The sequence below is a fragment of the Mariniluteicoccus endophyticus genome, assembly GCF_054780035.1.
In genome coordinates, this window is sequence record NZ_BAAGXC010000023.1 from 57,472 (window position 1) to 74,104 (window position 16,633).

Annotated in this window: 23 protein-coding genes; 18 read left to right on the plus strand and 5 right to left on the minus strand. The window is 67.6% G+C overall.

The window, feature by feature from the left end; genetic code table 11:
* The first annotated feature begins 83 nt into the window (after positions 1 to 83).
* The 16 genes from secY (at position 84) to ACYVGD_RS12185 (ending at position 10,940) form a co-directional block, all read left to right on the plus strand.
* The gene (secY, locus tag ACYVGD_RS12110; RefSeq protein ID WP_460743915.1) at positions 84 to 1,379 is read left to right on the plus strand and encodes a preprotein translocase subunit SecY; all 1,296 of its coding nucleotides are present in this window, start codon (positions 84 to 86) and stop codon (positions 1,377 to 1,379) included.
* A complete protein-coding gene (locus ACYVGD_RS12115; protein WP_460743917.1) occupies positions 1,379 to 1,966 on the plus strand; it encodes an adenylate kinase in 588 nt (195 codons plus the stop codon). Before secY ends, ACYVGD_RS12115 begins: the two co-directional genes overlap by 1 nt.
* Positions 1,966 to 2,814: a type I methionyl aminopeptidase gene (gene map / locus ACYVGD_RS12120; RefSeq protein WP_460744097.1), complete on the plus strand. Its 849-nt coding sequence runs from the start codon at positions 1,966 to 1,968 to the stop codon at positions 2,812 to 2,814. The genes ACYVGD_RS12115 and map overlap by 1 nt, the downstream gene beginning before the upstream one ends.
* 60 nt (positions 2,815 to 2,874) lie before the next feature.
* Positions 2,875 to 3,252 (plus strand): DUF1707 SHOCT-like domain-containing protein, encoded by a 378-nt coding sequence (locus tag ACYVGD_RS12125; RefSeq protein ID WP_460743918.1) that lies wholly within the window; start codon positions 2,875 to 2,877, stop codon positions 3,250 to 3,252.
* Between the two features lie 80 nt (positions 3,253 to 3,332).
* A complete protein-coding gene (locus ACYVGD_RS12130; protein ID WP_460743920.1) occupies positions 3,333 to 4,232 on the plus strand; it encodes a GTP-binding protein LepA in 900 nt (299 codons plus the stop codon).
* A 189-nt stretch (positions 4,233 to 4,421) separates the two neighbouring features.
* A complete protein-coding gene (infA, locus tag ACYVGD_RS12135; protein ID WP_460743921.1) occupies positions 4,422 to 4,643 on the plus strand; it encodes a translation initiation factor IF-1 in 222 nt (73 codons plus the stop codon).
* A gap of 88 nt (positions 4,644 to 4,731) precedes the next feature.
* Positions 4,732 to 4,845, plus strand: coding sequence for a 50S ribosomal protein L36 (gene rpmJ, locus ACYVGD_RS12140; protein ID WP_094363093.1), 114 nt, complete (start codon positions 4,732 to 4,734; stop codon positions 4,843 to 4,845).
* Positions 4,846 to 5,083: 238 nt separating this feature from the next.
* Positions 5,084 to 5,455, plus strand: coding sequence for a 30S ribosomal protein S13 (gene rpsM / locus ACYVGD_RS12145; RefSeq protein ID WP_460743922.1), 372 nt, complete (start codon positions 5,084 to 5,086; stop codon positions 5,453 to 5,455).
* Positions 5,456 to 5,513: 58 nt separating this feature from the next.
* On the plus strand, positions 5,514 to 5,918 hold the full coding sequence (rpsK, locus tag ACYVGD_RS12150; protein WP_460743924.1) for a 30S ribosomal protein S11: 405 nt from the start codon (positions 5,514 to 5,516) through the stop codon (positions 5,916 to 5,918).
* 23 nt (positions 5,919 to 5,941) lie between these two features.
* A complete protein-coding gene (gene rpsD / locus ACYVGD_RS12155) occupies positions 5,942 to 6,547 on the plus strand; it encodes a 30S ribosomal protein S4 (protein WP_460743926.1) in 606 nt (201 codons plus the stop codon).
* A gap of 122 nt (positions 6,548 to 6,669) precedes the next feature.
* Positions 6,670 to 7,695 carry a DNA-directed RNA polymerase subunit alpha gene (locus tag ACYVGD_RS12160; RefSeq protein WP_460743928.1) on the plus strand — a complete coding sequence of 342 codons (1,026 nt, stop codon included), beginning with the start codon at positions 6,670 to 6,672 and terminating at the stop codon, positions 7,693 to 7,695.
* A 55-nt stretch (positions 7,696 to 7,750) separates the two neighbouring features.
* Positions 7,751 to 8,452: a 50S ribosomal protein L17, sunset domain variant gene (gene rplQ, locus ACYVGD_RS12165; protein WP_460743930.1), complete on the plus strand. Its 702-nt coding sequence runs from the start codon at positions 7,751 to 7,753 to the stop codon at positions 8,450 to 8,452.
* 130 nt (positions 8,453 to 8,582) lie between these two features.
* Positions 8,583 to 8,753 carry a hypothetical protein gene (locus ACYVGD_RS12170; RefSeq protein WP_460743932.1) on the plus strand — a complete coding sequence of 57 codons (171 nt, stop codon included), beginning with the start codon at positions 8,583 to 8,585 and terminating at the stop codon, positions 8,751 to 8,753.
* 130 nt (positions 8,754 to 8,883) lie between these two features.
* Complete coding sequence (locus ACYVGD_RS12175) at positions 8,884 to 10,056, plus strand: glycosyltransferase (RefSeq protein WP_460743934.1); 1,173 nt, start codon at positions 8,884 to 8,886, stop codon at positions 10,054 to 10,056.
* Positions 10,053 to 10,691 carry an arylamine N-acetyltransferase gene (locus ACYVGD_RS12180; protein ID WP_460743936.1) on the plus strand — a complete coding sequence of 213 codons (639 nt, stop codon included), beginning with the start codon at positions 10,053 to 10,055 and terminating at the stop codon, positions 10,689 to 10,691. The genes ACYVGD_RS12175 and ACYVGD_RS12180 overlap by 4 nt, the downstream gene beginning before the upstream one ends.
* A gap of 42 nt (positions 10,692 to 10,733) precedes the next feature.
* The gene (locus ACYVGD_RS12185; RefSeq protein ID WP_460743938.1) at positions 10,734 to 10,940 is read left to right on the plus strand and encodes a hypothetical protein; all 207 of its coding nucleotides are present in this window, start codon (positions 10,734 to 10,736) and stop codon (positions 10,938 to 10,940) included.
* Positions 10,941 to 11,037: 97 nt separating this feature from the next.
* On the opposite strand, the gene ACYVGD_RS12190 is transcribed toward ACYVGD_RS12185, so the two are convergent.
* From ACYVGD_RS12190 to trmB, 5 genes are all read right to left on the minus strand, one after another.
* Complete coding sequence (locus ACYVGD_RS12190; RefSeq protein ID WP_460743940.1) at positions 11,038 to 11,646, minus strand: superoxide dismutase; 609 nt, start codon at positions 11,644 to 11,646, stop codon at positions 11,038 to 11,040.
* A 193-nt stretch (positions 11,647 to 11,839) separates the two neighbouring features.
* Positions 11,840 to 12,028 carry a CsbD family protein gene (locus ACYVGD_RS12195; protein WP_460743942.1) on the minus strand — a complete coding sequence of 63 codons (189 nt, stop codon included), beginning with the start codon at positions 12,026 to 12,028 and terminating at the stop codon, positions 11,840 to 11,842.
* An 81-nt stretch (positions 12,029 to 12,109) separates the two neighbouring features.
* Entirely contained in the window at positions 12,110 to 12,712 is a 603-nt protein-coding gene (locus ACYVGD_RS12200) for a class I SAM-dependent methyltransferase (RefSeq protein WP_460743944.1), read from the minus strand.
* Positions 12,709 to 13,521, minus strand: coding sequence for a tRNA pseudouridine(38-40) synthase TruA (truA, locus tag ACYVGD_RS12205; RefSeq protein ID WP_460743946.1), 813 nt, complete (start codon positions 13,519 to 13,521; stop codon positions 12,709 to 12,711). Before truA ends, ACYVGD_RS12200 begins: the two co-directional genes overlap by 4 nt.
* On the minus strand, positions 13,518 to 14,240 hold the full coding sequence (trmB, locus tag ACYVGD_RS12210; RefSeq protein ID WP_460743948.1) for a tRNA (guanosine(46)-N7)-methyltransferase TrmB: 723 nt from the start codon (positions 14,238 to 14,240) through the stop codon (positions 13,518 to 13,520). The genes truA and trmB overlap by 4 nt, the downstream gene beginning before the upstream one ends.
* Positions 14,241 to 14,498: 258 nt before the next feature.
* Here trmB and ACYVGD_RS12215 point away from each other — a divergent pair, with 258 nt between their 5' ends.
* Positions 14,499 to 14,906 carry a YccF domain-containing protein gene (locus ACYVGD_RS12215; protein ID WP_460743950.1) on the plus strand — a complete coding sequence of 136 codons (408 nt, stop codon included), beginning with the start codon at positions 14,499 to 14,501 and terminating at the stop codon, positions 14,904 to 14,906.
* Positions 14,869 to 16,413 (plus strand): recombinase family protein, encoded by a 1,545-nt coding sequence (locus ACYVGD_RS12220; RefSeq protein WP_460743952.1) that lies wholly within the window; start codon positions 14,869 to 14,871, stop codon positions 16,411 to 16,413. Before ACYVGD_RS12215 ends, ACYVGD_RS12220 begins: the two co-directional genes overlap by 38 nt.
* The last annotated feature ends 220 nt before the right edge of the window (positions 16,414 to 16,633 follow it).

The window sequence follows — 16,633 nt, forward strand, 5'->3', positions numbered from 1 at the left end:
TGGTTGCTACGCTGCCCGGGTTGCCATCAGAGCGACACGTGCTCGCACGCCCGTCGATGTTCCATGTCTCAGGAGAGGGCCCGGTGCTTTCCGCCTTCGCAAACGCGTTCAAGACCCCTGATCTTCGCAGGAAGATCATGTTCACGCTGATGATCCTCGTCGTCTTCCGGATCGGCTCGATCATCCCTGTGCCGAACGTCAATATCCAGCAGGTCGACGTCTGTCGCAAGATGATGGCCTCGGGCGAGCAGGCCGGCCTGTACTCGCTGGTCAACCTGTTCTCCGGCGGCGCGCTTCTCCAGCTGGCCATCTTCGCGCTGGGCATCATGCCCTACATCACCGCGTCGATCATCCTGCAGCTGCTCACCGTCGTGATCCCGCGCCTCGAGACGCTCAAGAAGGAGGGGGCCGCCGGCCAGCAGGTCATCACCCAGTACACGCGCTACCTGACGCTCGTGCTGGCCGTGCTCAACTCGACGGCGTTCGTGACGCTCGCGGTCAACGACCAGCTCTTCCGTGGCTGCACCGGCATCGTCTACTCCAAGGACATTTTCCCGATCGTCGTCATGATCCTCACCATGGTCGCCGGCACCGCCGTCGTGATGTGGCTCGGCGAGCTCGTTACCGAGCGCGGCTTGGGCAACGGCATGTCTGTCATGATCTTCACCCAGATCGCCGCGACCTTCCCGACCGCCCTGTGGTCCATCAAGACCACGAAGGGCTGGGTGCCGTTCCTGCTCGTGCTCGGCATCGGCCTCCTCGTCATGGCTGGCGTCATCTTCATGGAGCTCGGCCAGCGCCGCATACCGGTCCAGTACGCCAAGCGCATGGTCGGCCGCCGCATGTTCGGCGGCACGACGACCTACATCCCGCTGAAGGTCAACCAGGCCGGTGTCATTCCAGTGATCTTCGCGTCGTCGATGCTCTACCTGCCCGCCCTGTACGCCCAGTTCCGTCCGAACGACAAGGCCTCTAGCTGGATCCAGCAGCACTTCGTGAAGGGCGACCACCCGCTGTACATGATCGTGTTCTTCCTGATGATCGTGTTCTTCGCCTACTTCTACGTCGCCATCACGTTCGACCCGGTAGAGGTGGCCGACAACATGAAGAAGTACGGCGGCTTCATCCCTGGCGTACGCGCCGGTCGGCCCACCGAGAAATACCTGGGCTTCGTCCTGTCGCGCCTCACGCTCCCTGGCTCGCTGTACCTGGGTCTGATCGCGCTCATCCCGTCAATCGCGTTCATCCTGCTGCAGGCCAACCAGAACTTCCCGTTCGGTGGCACGTCGCTCCTCATCATCGTGGGCGTCGGTCTCGACACGGTGAAACAGATCGAGTCCAAGCTCCAGCAGCGCAACTATGAAGGGTTCCTCCGCTGATGCGTCTTCTCATCATGGGTCCGCCCGGTGCCGGCAAGGGCACGCAGGCCAAGGGCATAGCCGACCGCTACTCCATCCCGGCAATCTCGACCGGTGATATCTTCCGGGCCATCTCGAAGGCCGACGAGTCGACCGCCTCACCGCTGGCCCTCGAGGTCAAGCAGATCATGAGTTCCGGTGGTTACGTCTCCGACGAGATCACCAACCGCATCGTCGCCGAGCGTCTCGCCCAGGACGACGCCTCGAACGGTTTCCTGCTCGACGGCTACCCGCGTACCGCCGGCCAGGTCGACGCTCTCGACGCCATCCTCGACGAGGCGGGCCAGAAGCTCGACGCCGTCATCTCGATCGAGGCCGACCAGAACGAGCTCGTCACGCGCCTGCTGAAGCGCGCCGAGATCGACGGGCGTGACGACGACGACGAGGAGACCATCCGCAAGCGCCAGCAGGTGTATGCGGAGCAGACCGCCGACCTGCTGAAGGTGTACGCCGATCGCGGCCTGCTCGTCGCCGTCGACGGCCTCGGCGAGGTCGACGAGGTCTCCGAGCGCATCGCCTCGGCCCTCGAGTCCCACCTCGGCCGTTGATCCTCGGCCGGGGTCGGGGGATCGAGATCAAGACCCCCGACCAGATCAAGGTCATGCGCCGCGCCGGCCTGGTCGTCGAGCGCGCGCTGACCGCGTCCTGCGCCGCAGTGCGCCCCGGTGTGACCACCCGTGAGGTGAACGCGGTCGCCGAGGACATCATCCGCTCCGCCGGCGCGACCCCGTCGTTCCTCGACTACGGCGCGGACGCGCGGGGCGAGGGCGGCTTCCCCGGCGTCGTGTGCATCTCGGTCAACGAGGAGATCGTCCACGGTGTCCCGGGCGACCGCGTGATCGCCGAGGGTGACCTCGTCTCGATCGACTGCGGCGCCATCGTCGACGGGTGGCACGGCGACTCGGCGCGTACGGTGTTCGCGGGGGCGGCCTGTGCCGAGGCCCAGCGGCTGTCCGACGTGACGCGCGAGGGGCTCTGGCGGGGAATCGCGGCGGCACGCCTCGGCGGCCGGGTCGGTGACATCGGTGCGGCCATCGACGACTACGTGACCGGCCAGGACCATGCCTACGGCATCGTGGAGGAGTACGTCGGCCACGGCATCGGCTCGGCCATGCACCAGCCGCCGGACGTCCCGAACTACCGGGTGAACGGGCGTACGCCGAAGATCGTCGAGGGCATGTGCCTGGCCGTTGAACCGATGCTGACGGTCGGGGCCCCCGACAACGCCACACTCGACGACGAGTGGACCGTCGTGACCCGTGACGGCTCGCTGGCCTGCCACTGGGAACACTCCATGACGGTCACCAAGCACGGCCTGTGGGTCCTGACCGCCGAGGACGGTGGCGAGTCCGAGCTGACCGCGCGCGGTCTTCCCTTCGGCCCGCTGTCGGACTGACCCCGGTTCTCGCGCGGAGACCCGTGGGGGTGGCGAGGGGATGCCCTCTACACTCGAGGCGTGAGCAACCTGCCGATCTCGTCCAAGTACCGCAGCCGTCCCAACGACCCCGTCCCCGACGCGGAGCGCAACGATCTCAGCGCGCGGTTGAACGACGCCTTCACGAAGGGCTCGATCGGTCAGGACCAGTACGACCAGATGCTCGATCGTGTCTTCGACGCGAAGAATCTCGGCGAGCTCGCCCCGGTCGTCGAGCTCCTCGGCAAGCCGTCGACACACGACACCCCCGCGCTCGTGCAGCAGGCCCCCCAGGGCCGGCCAGGGGAGCTCGCCGAGGGCGTCAAACCCAGCCTCCCCGCCACGACGATGGTCGTCGCCGGCGTCGTCGGTCTTGGCGTGGTGGCGATCCTGCTGCTTCTGATGCTCGCCCTGTTCTGAGCGTGGGAGGGCGCGGCGGTGATCGACCAGTCGGCGTCGGTCGGCCCGTGCCGGGCGGTGGCGAGCGATAGGATGGCCTCGTGGTTCAGGAGGTCATCAGTCAGCAGAAGATCATGGATCACGTCCGACGTCTCCAGGACGAGCACCCGCCGATCACCCTCGACTCCGTCGACCGCACCGTCAAGCGCCCGGACCTGGTCCGGCAGCGCTACAGCCACGTCCTCGACTACCTGGCCCGCGTCGAGCTGGAGGTCGACCGCAACGTCCTCGAGCTTCTGGTGCTCCTGCCCGACCCGGAGGAAGTCGACCGCTACTTCTACGAAGATGTCTGGCAGCCCCAGGAGATCCAGCACGGCCTGATCCTCGACCGCGCCTCGCAGGACATCGGCCTGCCCCCCTCGGAGCCGATGCTCGAGATCCAGATGTCCATGAAGTTCCTCGGCGCGCTGTCCCACCTCCGCCCGATCCAGGACGTCACCCGACTCATGTACTACCTGACGGGGGCCTCCACCGAGCGGCAGGCGACCCTGGCCTACAACACCTTCGCCAAGGGCCTGCGCGAGATGGGGGAGGAGGCGATGGCCCACACCATCGTCGAGCCCATCAAACGTCAGGAACCCGGTCACTTCGCCTTCTACTCGATGTCGGCGACATCGCTGGTCCACAGCGGCCTGCTGAAGCCCTGGCAGATGTGGCTCACGCGTCAGCTGCGCGACTTCTCCTACGAGCTCGTGGGCATCAACCACGTCAAGGAATACCAGGCCGACATGGGTGGCGTGATGGTCGAGCTCGGCCTCGATGAGGGGCTGGAGGCGTACGCCCGGGAGATCGGTCGGCTCGAGGCGCGCGTGCTGTGGGCGAACCGCAACGGCATGGAGTTCCCGCCGTACTTCCTCACGTCGATGCGCGAGTCGGTGGAGATGTACCGCGAGCGCGGGTTCAACGCCCGGTTGCAGCGCAGCCCGACGATCTCGGGCTGAGGCTGCGCGTCCCGCGGGCGTTCCGCGTCTCGCTGGCGCTCGGCCGGAAACCAGTCGCTCGGAGTGGAGCCCGCCATCGCACAGGATTTGGGCAACGTCAAGCAAGTGGCGTAGAGTGTCACGTCGGTCACCCATGCCGGTTGATCTATGCATCCAGACGTCCCCGAACCACGGACAGATTGAGAGTACATGTCGAAGAAAGAGGGCTTCCTCGAGATGGAGGGCACTGTCGTCGAGGCGCTGCCCAACGCGATGTTCCGCGTTGAGCTTGCCAACGGCCACAAGGTGCTTGCCCAGATCAGTGGCAAGATGCGGCAGCACTACATCCGCATCCTTCCCGCCGACCGCGTGGTCGTCGAGATCTCTGCATACGACCTGAACCGCGGACGCATCGTCTACCGCCACAAGTGATCACAGTCCGGCCCCTCCCGTCCGGGAAGGGTCAATCACCCATCACAGGTACGCCGTCCGGCGTGCCTTCAATCAGAAAGTTGCTCGCATGAAGGTCAAGCCGAGCGTCAAGAAGATGTGCGACAAGTGCAAGGTGATCCGCCGCCATGGTCGCGTGATGGTGATCTGCGACAACCCGCGCCACAAGCAGCGCCAGGGCTGAGCATCTGGCACTGCGGAGCGGACGGCCCGCAGAGCACCCGTCTTGACAACTGAACACTGCACACAGGTGATGCCAATCCCAGGCAGCCAGGACCTGTCCTGAAGTCTGGGGCTCACGCCCGGTCGGAGGCCGGGCCCGGCTCAGAAACTCCGGACGCATCACGCCACACACCTCCGCGGAACGTGGAACCACGTCATTGGAAACGACGCCACGACCGGATCCGAAGGGACACTGCCTGATGGCACGCCTCATCGGTGTCGACCTCCCGCGCGACAAGCGCCTCGAGGTCGCACTCACCTACATCTTCGGCGTGGGTCGCACCCGCGCCCTGGAGACCCTGGAAGCCACCGGAATCTCCGGTGACCTCCGCGTACACGAGCTCACCGACGACCACCTCGTCGCGCTGCGTGACCACATCGAAGCCAACTACCAGACCGAGGGTGACCTCCGTCGCGAGGTGGCTGCCGACATCCGCCGCAAGATCGAGATCGGCTCCTACCAGGGCCGTCGTCACCGCGCCGGCCTCCCCGTGCACGGCCAGCGCACGCGCACCAACGCGCGTCAGCGCAAGGGCAAGCGCAAGGCCGTCGCCGGCAAGAAGAAGAAGTGACCCCGGTCGCTTCCGCGTACGCGTGATCCAGTAACTCTTCAGGAGAATCCAAGAACTTATGGCTACAGCAGGCCGCAACACCGGCGCCAAGAAGGTGCGCCGCAAGGAGAAGAAGAACGTGGTGGCCGGACAGGCCCACATCAAGTCCACGTTCAACAACACGATCATCTCGATCACCGACCCGACCGGGCACGTCATCTCGTGGGCCTCGGCCGGCACCGTGGGCTTCAAGGGCTCGCGCAAGTCGACGCCGTTCGCCGCCCAGATGGCTGCGGAGGCCGCCGGCCGCCGCGCCATGGAGCACGGCATGAAGAAGGTCGACGTGTTCGTCAAGGGTCCCGGCTCCGGCCGTGAGACCGCCATCCGCTCGCTGACCGCGATCGGGCTCGAGGTCAACGCGATCGCCGACGTGACCCCGGTCCCGCACAACGGTTGCCGTCCGCCCAAGCGCCGTCGCGTCTGAGACCGAGAAGGAGAATCTGAGAAATGGCTCGCTACACCGGTCCCATGACCAAGAAGTCGCGTCGTCTGGGCTCTGACCTGGTCGGCAACGACAAGGCCTTCGAGCGCCGCCCGTACCCGCCCGGCGTGCACGGCCGCGGCCGCACGAAGGACTCTGAGTATGCGCTGCAGCTCCGCGAGAAGCAGAAGGCGCGTTTCACCTACGGCGTCCTCGAGAAGCAGTTCCGTCGTTACTACGCCGAGGCCCACCGCGTCCCCGGCAAGACCGGCGACATGCTGCTGCAGATCCTCGAGTCGCGTCTCGACAACGTGATCTACCGCGCCGGCTTCGCGTCGACCCGCCGCCAGGCGCGTCAGCTCGTCGTGCACGGTCACTTCCTGGTCAACGGCCAGAAGGTGAACATCCCGTCCTACCGCGTCTCCGCCCACGACGTCATCGACGTCAAGGAGAAGTCACTGAACCTCCACCCGCTGGTCGTGGCTCGTGAGACCCACGGCGAGCGCGAGGTCCCGGCGTGGATGGACGCACGTCCGAACCAGATGCGGATCCTCATCCACTCGCTGCCGACGCGCCAGCAGATCACGATCGACGTCCAGGAACAGCTGATCGTCGAGCTCTACTCCAAGTGATCATCCGTACGCCCGGCCACAGGGCTGTCCTGTGGCCGGGCGTACGCGCGGTCCCGGCGCCCGCCGGGACCGAGGCTTGATTCGCACCCTCATATAGCGGTCGGTGCGGAAAGGAACACCACATGCTCATCGCCCAGCGCCCGTCCCTCTCCGAAGAGGTCATCGACGACAACCGCTCGCGGTTCGTCATCGAGCCCCTGGAGCCGGGCTTCGGCTACACCCTCGGCAACTCGCTGCGTCGCACGCTGCTCTCGTCCATCCCGGGCGCGGCCGTGACCAGCATCAAGATCGACGGCAACCTCCACGAGTTCTCGACCCTCGAGGGCGTCGTCGAGGACGTCACCGAGATCATCCTCAACCTCAAGGGCCTCGTCGTCTCCTCCGAGGAGGACGAGCCTGTGGTCATGTACCTGCGCAAGGCCGGTGCCGGTGCCGTGACGGCCGCCGACATCGCCCCGCCCGCGGGTGTCGAGGTCCACAACCCCGAGCTGCACATCGCCACGCTGAACGACAACGGCAAGCTCGAGATGGAGCTCGTCGTCGAGCGCGGCCGCGGCTACGTGTCGGCCAGCCAGAACAAGTCCGGCGAGAACGAGATCGGCCGCATCCCGGTCGACTCGATCTACTCCCCGGTGCTGAAGGTGACCTACAAGGTCGAGGCGACCCGTGTCGAGCAGCGCACCGACTTCGACCGCCTCGTGGTCGACGTCGAGACCAAGCCGGCGATCCGCCCGCGCGACGCTGTCGCGTCGGCCGGCCGCACCCTGGTCGAGCTGTTCAGCCTCGCCCGTGAGCTGAACGTCGAGGCCGAGGGCATCGAGATCGGCCCGTCGCCCGTCGACGAGCAGCTCGCTGCCGATCTGGCCCTGCCGGTCGAGGACCTCAACCTCACGGTCCGGTCCTACAACTGCCTCAAGCGCGAGGGCATCCACACGGTGAGCGAGCTGGTCTCGCGCTCCGAGCAGGACCTGCTCGACATCCGCAACTTCGGCTCCAAGTCGATCGACGAGGTCAAGCTGAAGCTGCACGAGATGGGTCTGTCGCTGAAGGACTCCGCTCCCGGCTTCGACCCGATGTCGGCCATCGGGCGCTACGACGAGGGTGAGGACGACGGCGACGCCGACTTCGCCGAGACCGAGCAGTACTGAGCACCCCTGATTCCCCGGGCGTGCTCGGCACGCTCACAACTTCTGGAGATTAGACATGCCCAAGCCCACGAAGGGTCCCCGCCTCGGCGGCACGCCGGCCCATGAGCGGATCATCCTCGACAACCTGGCCTCCCAGCTGTTCGAGCACGGCCGGATCACGACGACCGAGACGAAGGCCAAGCGCGTCCGTCCGCTCGCCGAGAAGCTGATCACCAAGGCCAAGCGCGGTGACCTGCACGCCCGTCGCCTGGCCGCCACTCACATCCGTGACAAGGGCGTCCTGCACGTCCTGTTCACCGAGATCGCTCCGGCTGTGGCCGAGCGCGACGGTGGCTACACCCGCATCACCAAGATCGGCCCCCGCAAGGGTGACAACGCTCCGATGGCGATCATCGAGCTCGTGACCGAGCCCGTCGCCAAGAAGCCCGCCAAGGCCGCCGCCGAGCCGGCCGCCGCCGCGGCCGCCCCGGCCAAGGCCGAGGAGAAGGCCGATGAGCAGCCCTACGGCGAAGAGTCCTACAAGGGCGACAACCCGCCCGCTGGCTTCGACATCAAGGGCAACGAGGACTCGATGAAGTTCCACACGCCCGAGTCGCAGTGGTACGACCAGACGGTCGCCGAGGTCTGGTTCGCCAACGAGGCCGCCGCTGAGAAGGCCGGCTTCGTCAACGCCGTCGCCACCAAGGACGCCGACGTCGAGGTCGACGCCGTCGCCGCGGCCGACAGCGACGAGAAGAAGGCCGACAAGGACGCCTGAGCTCCGCGTACGCCCTGTGAGGTGCCCGTCCCGGTTTCGGGGCGGGCACTGTCGCGTCCGGGCCTGTGAGATGTGCCTCAGACCGCTGTGGCCTGACGGGGCAGGGATTGGGGTCCGTCGGGTGATCAGTGTGAAGGTGCTTCTGGAGCGGATTCCACTTCCGCGGCTGGACCCGCTCGTCGGCATGCCCCACGAGCGCTTCCCCGCCAAGGGGGCCATGACGGTCACCGACCCCGAGTTCTTCCTGTTCGCCGACACCGGCGTACGCAAGGGCAGCAGCTGCCCGGCCTGCTGGGCGTAGAGGTGGACCGCGCCTACCCGATCGCCGGGATGCCGGGGAGGAACCTGCGCTCGGTGGCCCACTCGCCCGTGCAGTGCGGCGCGCACGGCGCAGCCGGACAGGTGATGGTCGGGCCCCGTAGGCTGGGGCCATGGCCGCTGCCCTGAGGATCGCCCAGCTCGCGAATTTCGTGGGCCCCGTCTCGGGAGGCATGCGTCAGGCGATCGACCAGCTCGGCCACGGCTACATCGCGGCCGGGCACGAGCGGATCCTCGTCGTGCCGGGGGAGAGGGACCACTACGCCGAGACCGAGGACGGCATCGTCGTCCAGGTCGAGTCTCCGCATCTGCCCAACTCGGCGTATCGCATGATCGCCCAGCCGTGGCGAGCGCTCGCGGTGCTCGACCGGTTCCGCCCCACGACGGTCGAGGTCTCCGACAAGTGGACGCTGTCACCGGTCGCGCGTTGGGCCCACAAGCGTGGGATCGGGTCGGTGCTGTTCAGCCACGAGCGGCTCGACGGCATGCTCAAGGGTTGGCTTCGCCGCCAGTTCGGCGTCGAGACGGCTGTCGGGGCACTGAACCGCCGGCTCGCACAGTCGTTCGACGCGGTGGTCGTCACCAGCCAGTACGCGGCCGACGAGTTCGTCAACACCGGCGCCTACCTCGTACGCGTCCCTCTGGGCGTCGACCTCACCACGTTCCATCCCTCCAAGGGGCATCCGAACGACGACGGCCTGACGAAGCTCTGCTATGTGGGGCGTCTGTCCCGCGAGAAGAGCCCCCACCTGGCGGTCTCGGCCGCGGTCGAGGCCCACCGTCGCGGGGTGCCGGTCCGTCTCGACGTGTACGGCGACGGCCCCGACACCCAGGAGCTCCGCGACATCGCCGGAGCCGCACCGGTGGTCTTCCACGGCTACCTCTCCGGCCGCGACGAGGTCGCCCGCGCCTTCGCCCGGTCCGACATCAGCCTGTCAGTCAGCCCCAACGAGACGTTCGGCCTGGCCGTCCTCGAGGCACTGGCCTGCGGCACGCCGGTCGTGACGTCCAACCGCGGGGGCGCGCGCGAGCTCGTCGACGCCTCCTGCGGGGAGTGGGGCTCGCCCGACGACCACGGCATCGCCGACGCCATCGAACGCATGGCGGCGCGTGGGGCCGAGCCGACACGGGCGGCGGCCCGCGCCCGCGCCGAGACGTACGACTGGAACCGCAGCGTACGGCTCATGCTCGACCTGCACGCGCGGCTCGCGGCCGAGGTGCCGTACCGGGCCATCTGGAGCGACCGCCTGCGCGGCCGCTACGAACGACTGAGGGGGGAACAGTGAGGATCGGCAGGGTCGCCGCGGTCGCGGTGGGAATGGTGGCCGTCGCGGCGGCGCCCATGGTGGCGCTCGCGCCACGGCCCGTGCGTACCTCGCCCGACGGCGTACGCACCATCGACGACGCGGTCGCCGCGTGCCGGGCGACGGGGCTCGAGGGCTGGGAGCTGGTCGAGCACGCCCAGCACTTGGTGTTCCGCAAGTTCGCGCGATATTCGATCCTCAACGTGTGGGAGACGCCTGCGACGGCGTTCCGCAACGGGCGCGGCTACTGCAACCAGTACAACTCGGCGCTCGCCACGATCCTCGAGCGGCTGGGCTTCCAGACCGAGCGCGTCTTCGCGACCCGCGTACGCCTCGACGACAACCCGTGGTGGCGCATGGGCCACTCGTGGGTGCGGGTGACCATCGACGGGCGCACGCTCGACGTGTGCGCCAGCCTCGCCGACAACCGGCCTGGCCACGTCAAGTTCATCCCCGTCTCCGAGGTGCTCCCGTTCCGGTCGTTCACCTACTGGAACACCAACAACGGCATGATCGCCTTCACCGCGTTCGAGGCCTGGAAGTCCATCGTCACCCGCCAGCCGCTGCCGCGCTGGGTCTACCGCCCGTTCGGGGAGCGAGTACGCGAGATCGACTGACCCCTGTCTCCGTACCCTTCAGATGAGCGAAGGGAGCGCCCCATGAAAGACCTGCGGTCGAAGTTCTGGATCATCACAGCCACGGTGACGATGGCCGTCCTGCTGGTGTGCCTGCTCGTCGACCTCCTCATGCGCCACTATCTGGGCTTCGCCGCCGACTGGTGGCTCCTGCGCGTTCCGATGTCGATCGGCCTGGGGGCGCTGGTGGCGTGGCGCTGGGTGGAGCACCGGTCGCCGTCCAAGCGCTGAGCCCACGGCGTCGATCAACCCCAGAAACGAGGATCCCCGGCACCGCGGACCGTGAGGTCCGCGGCACCGGGGCTCGTTCCGCCGGTGACCGGGTGGGTCAGACCAGCTTGGCCTGCTGGGCGGCGGTGAAGCGCTCGGCGGCGTCGGCCCAGTTGGCGACATTCCACCAGGCCTTCACGTAGTCGGGCTTCACGTTCTTGTACTGCAGGTAGAAGGCGTGCTCCCACATGTCGAGCTGGAGGACCGGGACCTGGCCCTCGGGCACCTGGGTCTGCTGGTCGTACATCTGGAAGACGTTGAGGCGCTTGCCGAGCACGTCGTAGGCCAGGACGGCCCAGCCGGAGCCCTGGATGCCCGTGGCAGCAGCGGTGAAGTGCTTCTGGAAGCCCTCGAACGAGCCGAAGAACTCGTCGATGGCCGAGGCCAGCTCGCCGGTCGGCTCGCCGCCGCCCTCGGGGGAGAGGTTCTTCCAGAAGATCGAGTGGTTGACGTGGCCGCCGAGGTTGAAGGCCAGGTCCTTGGTGTACTGGTTGACGTTCGCCAGATCACCGTTGGCGCGCGCCTCCTCGAGCTTCTCCAGCGCCGTGTTGGCGCCCTTGACATAGGTCGCATGGTGCTTGCTGTGGTGCAGCTCCATGATCTCGGGGGCGATGTGCGGGGCGAGCGCGCCGTAGTCGTAGCCGAGCTCGGGAAGTTCGTACGTCATGAGTACTCCTCGTGATCTGTTCGAGATTTTCTCGTTGTAGGCGAGTCTAGGAGGCGCTGTCTCCGCGCCTGCACCCACCCGTCTTCGGGGACAACCTCGTCTGGGGTGCCGGCATTCCCGCGGGTCGCGGAAAGTCCGCTGCCAGAACGGCACGGCGGGGCGTACCGAACCGGTACGCCCCGCCGTGGTGGTGTCACTTGTCGCCGGTCAGGCCCTTTGCGGCGTCCTTGACCTTCTCGCCGGCCTGCTTGAGGTTGGCGGCACCCTGGTCGCCCTTGCCCTCGGCCTCGAGGCGCTCGTTGTCCGTTGCCTTGCCGAGGCCTTCCTTCAGCTTGCCGGTGGTGTCCTGGGCCTGGTTGTCCATCTTGTCGCCGATACCCATGTGCACTCCTTTGGTCTGAGGCGTGGTTGCCTTGGCGATAGACCGTACGCCAGCTCGCGACCGGACGGAAGAGGGGGGGGCTCAGGAGCGGCGTACCTCCAGGACGCGGAATCCCTTCGCCGAGGCGGTGCGCACGCAGGCGTAACCCTGGTCGACCAGCCAGCGCTGCAGCGAGTCGGCGCCGAGGTTCTTGCCGACGACCAGCCGGGCGACACCGTCGGGGGCGAGCCGCGGCAGCCACGTGAGCAGCAGCTGGTGCAGGGCCTCCTTGCCGATGCGGATGGGCGGGTTCGACCAGATCTCGTCGTACGCCACGTCGGCCTCGACGGCGTCGGGCGTCAGGGCGCGTACGCGGCCGGCGAGACCGAGCGCGCCGGCGTTGTCGGTGACCAGCCGCAGGGCGCGCTCGTTGACATCGACCGCGTCGACGACCGCCTCCGGGCAGTGGTCGGCGAGCACGAGGGCGATGGGACCCCAGCCGCACCCGAGGTCGAGGATGCGACGGGCGCCGGCGGGGGGCTCGTTCTCGCGCAGCAGCACCGCGGTGCCGAGGTCGAGCCCGTCGTAGGAGAACACACCGTTGGCGGTGGTCACCTCGTAGTCGGTGTCCCACGCCCGGATGCGGATCGTGCGCCGCTTCTCGGGGCCCTCGGGCGTGGTGAAGTAGTGGTCGGCGGTCGTCACTCGAGCTCCCCCTCGGCACGCATGTTGCGGGCCTGGGCCGCGCGGGCGGCCAGCTCGTCGTCGGCCGGATAGCCGACCTCCTCGAGGCACAGGCCCTCGGGTGCCATCACGGGGATCGACGGGTGACGGGCCCCGTGGGCCATGACCTCGGCCAGCCAGGCCTCGTCGCGGTGGCCGCGGCCGATCTCGGTCATCGCCCCCATGAGGGAGCGCACCATGGAGTGGCAGAACGCGTCAGCCCGCACAGTGAACTCGATGGTCCCCTCGGGTCTGCGCTCGGCGTGCAGCTCGGTGAGGGTGCGGATCGTCGTCGCGCCCTCGCGCCGCTTGCAGAACGGGGCGAAGTCGCGCAGGCCGACGAGCATCGCGCCGGCCCGGTTCATCGCCTCGACGTCGAGGGGACCGCGTACGCGGACGACGTGGCCGCGCAGCAGCGGATCGGGAGCCGTGGTGTCGCAGATGCGGTACGCGTACCGCCGCCAGATCGCGGAGAACCGTGCGTCGAAGCCCTCGGGGGCGACGCGAACGTCGCCGACCACCACGTCGGTCGGCAGCACGCGCGACAGCCGGTGGCGCAGCACCTCCGGCTCGAGCCCGTCGTGCACGTCGAGGTGGCACACCTGCCCGCGCGCGTGGACCCCGGCGTCGGTGCGCCCGGCGCACACGAGCGAAACCGGCGCGGACAGGCGCAGGACCTGCGGGATCCACTCCTCGAGGACGCCCTGCACGGTGCGCAGCCCGGGCTGGACCGCCCAGCCCGAGAACCCCGCTCCGTCGTACGCGACGGCGAGCCGCCAGCGCGCCGTCATGAGCGCACCCCGTAGGTGAGGTCGAAGACCGCGCGTCCGGCGTCGAGCCCGCGCTGCTCGTACTTGGTGACGGGACGGGCAACCATGCGGGGCGCGTACCCGTCGTGGAGGTTCACCAGCCGCGGGTGGTCGTCGAGGACCTCGCGGCAGTGCTCGGCGTACTCCTCCCAGTCGGTGGCGATGTGCCAGGTCCCGCCCGGGGCCAACCGGCACGCGACCAGGTCGCCGAGCTCGGCGGAGACCAGGCGGCGCTTGGCATGGCGCGCCTTGTGCCAGGGGTCGGGGAAGAACGTCCAGACCTCGGCGACCTGACCGGGGGAGAAGAGGGTACGCAGGCCCTCGACGCCGTCGGCGTCGACCAGGCGCACGTTGGTCAACCCCCGGGCGCGGCACTTGATGATCGTGGAGGCCATCGCGGGCAGGAACACCTCGAAGGCGACGTGGTCGCGGTCGCGCCTGTCGTCGGCCATGACGCCGAGCGCGTCACCGGTGCCGCAGCCGATCTCGACCACCAGCGGCGCCGTGCGGCCGAAGACGGCTGGCCAGTCGACGTGAGCCTCGGGCGCGATCGACGTGGTCGTCTCGCGCCGGGGGACCTCGACGAGCCAGTCGGCGCGCTCGGCCCAGGCCTTCTCCTGGGACTGGTTCATGCGGGTGGACCGGCGTACGAACGAGACGACCTCGCGGTGCACACGGGCGGGACGTTCGGGCTGATCCATGGGGCAAGAGTCTAGAGCGCCTGGCGTAGATCTCCCCGCGCACCGCGGGGACGAGGTCCGCGGCGACCAGCAGCTTGACCCGCCATAGAACGCTCGGGTAGCCGAGAGGACCGTTCTCGTACCCGGTCGAGCCGTCGTGGCGGACCATCGTGGGCCGCACGGGCGGTCGGGGGAGTGATCCTCCTCACCGCCCGGGCGTGGGCGTGGTCGGTCCGTGGTCCAATGGGGGAGGACCAGTGCGCACGAACGGAGCCCATCATGAAGACCCTGCTCAACCTCATCTGGCTCATCACCGGCGGCATCTGGCTGTCGCTGAGCTATTTCCTCTTCGGCATCGTCGCCTGCATCTTCATCGTCACGATCCCGGCCGGTGTCGCGTCGTTGCGCATGGCCAGCTATGCGCTGTGGCCCTTCGGTCGCACGGTCGTGCTCAAGAAGCAGGCCGGTATGGGGTCCGCGGTGATGAACGTGATCTGGTTCGCGGTCGCCGGCCTGTGGATCGCCGCGACCCACGTGACGACGGCCATCGCCCAGGCCGTGACGATCATCGGGATCCCGCTGGCGATCGCCAACATCAAGATGATCCCCATCACGTGCTTCCCCTTCGGCAAGGATGTAATTTCGCAGGGTGAGCAAACGACAGGGCAAGCGCTCTTCAGCATCTGAACAGGTCGCGATCTATTGCCGCATCTCCAAGGCCCCCAAGGGTCCCAAGGTCACTGACGACGACGCCTCAGACTCGGTGGAACGTCAGCGTGCCGCCTGCCTGAAGCGTGCCAAGGTCGAGAAGTGGGCGGTCATAGAGACCTACGTGGACGACGACATTTCGGCGTCCACCAAAAGCAAGAAGCCACGTCCGGCCTATGCCCGCATGCTGGCCGACGCTGAGGCGGGCAAGTTCGGTCGCATCCTGGCCTACTCAAATTCACGCCTGACCCGCCGCCCGTTGGAGCTTGAAGCGCTGATCGGGCTGCACGACCGAACCGGCGTCATCGTGTCCACAGTCGTTTCCGGGGATGACAACCTGAGCACCGCAGATGGGCGTATGGTCGCCAGGATCAAGGCATCCGTTGACGCTGCCGAGGCTGAGCGCATCTCGGAGCGGGTCAAGGCACAACAGGCACAGATGCGGGCTGCCGGGCGCTACCAGACACGGCGGGCGTTCGGATGGGAGAAGGCCCCCAAGGGCGAGGCTGACCCACCTCACCAGGCAGAATTCGAACTCCTGCAACAGGCCATTAAGGACGCCACGAATCGGGTGTCGCTCACGTCGATTGTGCGGGCGTGGAACGACGCCGGGGTGACCACGGTGACCGGCGTGCCCTGGACGATTCCGAAGCTGCGCAAGGTCCTCATGCGTCCACGCAACGCCGGGCTGGTCGAGCACCAGGGGCAGATCATCCCTGACGTGACGGGTGTGTGGGAGCCGGTGTGCACGCGGGAGGAGTGGGAAGCCCTGTGCGGCGTTCTGAGCGACGCTCGGCGCACCACCAACACCGGACCCACCCCGACGACGCTGCTGTCTGGAATCGCCCGCTGTGGCGTCTGTGGGAGCTCTCTGCATCGCTCGGGAGGCAAGAAGGCTGAGGGGCCCACCTACCGATGCACGTCATCCAACCGGGCACCCGGGCTGAACCGTTGCTACAACTCGATCAATATTGAGCTGGTCGACTGGTGGGTGGTGCGGGTGCTCCTGGCCGGTGTGCTCTCAGGCAGATTCACAGCCCCCCAAGGTCCCGACGACGACACCCGCCGGAAGCTGACTGAGGTGCGGGCCAAGCGCGGTGAAGTGGGGGAGCGCATGGCTGCACTACAGGGGCAGCTGTCGAAGGCTGAGATTCCGCTTCAGCCGCTTCTGAAGGCGATTGCCGACCTTCAGAAGCAGTACGACGCCCTGTCCGCCGAGGTGGTCTGGCTGGAAGGTGCAGACCCCGCCGCTGACCTGTTCGGGCGCGTGTTCAAGTTGGATGAACACGCCGGCGAGACCGTGCGCGAGCAATTGGGGGCCGCTGTGAAGGACGCTCAGGCCATCCGCTCGGCGTGGGACGGCTTGGAGCTGGGGCAGCAACGGGCCCTGCTGAGGGCTCTGGTGGACGTGGAGGTGGTGTCCAGTCAGAAAAACAAAGTCAAGGGTACGGCTCGCGTCCTGGTCACGCCTCGCAAGACTGAATAGCTGGCCGATACATCTTTTTGTAGGGCATCTCCTTTTGTCCTAGGCCGGAACCCGCCCACCGTTTGGTTGCCTCCTATCGGTGGGCGGGTTCTTTATGCGCCAAGGGGTGTACACAGTGTGTACACCCCTTCTCTGATGCCCCCAGGAAGCCCTACGCACCGTTCTGAGGGCTCAGAGCCCCCGCCGGGAGGAAGGACACCCGGAAGGGACTCTCAGGCTC